A 2,191-nucleotide genomic window follows, 5' to 3' on the forward strand; every position below is an offset into this window, starting at 1 on the left:
TCACCCTCGGAGCCGCCATCACCTGCTACAAGAAACTCACCAAGTGAGACAAGCTCTAAAATACCTTGGTAGCAGCCTTGTTTCAGGTTTTCGTTCGGCGCTAGTCTTGGTTTATCGGAAAGAACAGTGATCGAAGAAAGGCTGATCAAGTGTCCATGGAGCGTTTCGACGTCGCCCTTGAGGGTTCGGACTTGTCGTTTCCAGCTTGGATCGAACCTGGCACTCGGTGGAATGGTTGGATGCGGCCTTGGTTTGATCGAGATGTCGCGGAAAGAGTGGTCGACTGGCTGAATACGACCGCAGACGAGCTGCCTCCCGACGACGCCTGGGTTCGCGCTCGCTGGGAGGGCGACACGATCGTGCTCATCGAAAGTGACGGTGTCGAGCAGCAGGAAATCCGTTGCCCTCCGGACGCATCCGGTCGCTACCCGATCGGTGCGGGCGGTTGGATGTGGAGTCTCGTCGAGGAATGAGAGGTAGGTCTGAAGGGACATGGCGACTCATGCTGACATAGCCGACCGATTCGCGCAGGAAGCCGGGAAGCCCGACGCGAACCTGCTGCTCGCGCGCTCGGGGAATGTGTTCGTCTCCGGTGAGGGGAACCGTACGCTCTACAGCTACGGCAAGCATTTCCCCTTGGTTCACCTGATGCTCGACCGTCAGGGCAACCGATCATGGTGGTTGCTCAACGGGGACACCTACTCCGTGTCCACCGCCAGGCATCAGGCCATCACACGCGACGCGTGCAAGCGTACGGGACTGCCGATGTTGACAATACCGTTCAGCTGCCTCACGGAGGCCGGCATTCTGAAGGACACCATCGAACCCGTGGACGTCGAGCCCGAGCGGTGGGACACCTCTGCTCACGTGGTCGACTCGATCGAGAACGTACCGTCCTCTGCGGTGTACACGGCGAAGAAGCTGTCCGACGGCCGGTATGAATACCGCACCTACCGACATTGGCTCGGTGCGGCGTTGTTCCGTGCGACCTATCGGGTCAGCGGACGTGAGCTTGGCGCCTACTTCCTGTCCGCGTTCGACGAACAGGAGACGACGCCCCACTACTTCCTGTGCGAACTCCCGGGCGACGCAAGACCCCGCACCGTTCGCGATGCGTTCCTAGCTTTGAAGCCACCTGAGGTGGTTGCGGCAGAAGCTGCGGGAGTGATCTGCACCCGCCAGGGCGACGTGTTCGCCGTTCCGACGCGGCTGACTACTCGGGAGCTGGCCAAGCTGACGCCTAAACGCGAACGAGGCGCGCACGTCCTGCACCTGAGCCACAAAGCGACTGAGGTCGCGATCGCCGACGACGGTACAACCTATGCCCGCGGCGTCCTTCATCATGCGCCGTTCGAATCGTGGCGTCGGCCGGAGCACCGGCGGCGTCCGATGGGAGACCGTCGCACCTGGCACGTTCTCGTCAAGAACACAGTCCCTGTGGACTCTCTCGGCCGGTCCCGCGCGTGGTCGCGCGGCGGTAACGTCGACTGATTCTGACGAAATTTCGTCCTGAATTAATTTACCCAAAACTTGGGGTTTATTGATTGCGCCTTAAAATTGGAGTAGATCATGTCTGCTGAATTCCCCGAGCGGTCTTCGGTCACCTTGTCCGCGTTCGACGAACTCGTGGCCGCAGTACCGGCGCTGCTGGGCTTTTATCCGTGTGACTCACTGGTCGTCATAGCTGTGCGTGAGCGGCAGGTGGTGTGCTCGGCTCGGGTGGATCTGTCGGTAGCGCGGTCTTCGGCAACCGAGTTGTGCGAGCGCATGCGGGCCTCTCTTCGCTCGGAACAGCTGACTGGACTGGTCCTGGTCGTGGTGACCTCCGGCAGCGAAACCAGCGAGCCACCACCAGAGGCGGAGGTGGTCAACGCGGTACGCGACGGTTTCGAACGTCGCGGATTACCGGTGAAACACTGCTTGTGGACGGCAGCGATCCGGCAGGGTGCTCAGTGGCGGTGCTACCACCACCCCGACTGCAGCGGGTTCGTTGCTGATCCGGGCAGCAGCCCACTTGCGGCCGCCGCGGTCTTGGCCGGCAAAGCCGCCTATGTGAGTCGCGAAGACCTTGCCGCGTCACTCGCACCCGCGGACGAAGGCGTCCTTGTCCGGCGCGGTGCCGAGATCCTGGCAGCGGCTCTGCGGGATGATGGTCAGCAGCGGGAGCCGGCCGCGCTTCTGCGATTGGTGG

Annotated in this window: 3 protein-coding genes; 2 read left to right on the top strand and 1 reads right to left on the bottom strand. The window is 61.9% G+C overall.

Features of this window, described 5'->3' with window-relative positions; genetic code table 11:
* Nucleotides 1–494, bottom strand: a 494-nt coding sequence (locus ABFX51_RS00005) for a hypothetical protein (protein WP_346051241.1), incomplete at its 3' end; no start/stop codon positions are given.
* Between ABFX51_RS00005 and ABFX51_RS00010 the strand changes: the two genes are divergently transcribed.
* Together ABFX51_RS00010 and ABFX51_RS00015 are read left to right on the top strand one after the other, a co-directional pair.
* A complete protein-coding gene (locus tag ABFX51_RS00010; RefSeq protein WP_346051243.1) occupies nt 493–1,491 on the top strand; it encodes a hypothetical protein in 999 nt (332 codons plus the stop codon). The two genes, ABFX51_RS00005 and ABFX51_RS00010, sit on opposite strands and share 2 nt — an antisense overlap.
* Nucleotides 1,492–1,569: 78 nt before the next feature.
* A partial coding sequence (locus ABFX51_RS00015) for a DUF4192 domain-containing protein (protein WP_346051245.1) occupies nt 1,570–2,191 on the top strand: 622 nt, incomplete at its 3' end.

The organism is Amycolatopsis dongchuanensis (assembly GCF_039542405.1).
In the GTDB taxonomy this organism is placed as follows: Bacteria; Actinomycetota; Actinomycetes; order Mycobacteriales; family Pseudonocardiaceae; genus Amycolatopsis_E; species Amycolatopsis_E sacchari.

Excerpts from the sequence above, each read along its gene's own strand:
- ABFX51_RS00010 (WP_346051243.1), top strand. The coding sequence starts at position 493 with ATGGCGACTCATGCTGACATAGCCGACCGATTCGCGCAGGAAGCCGGG.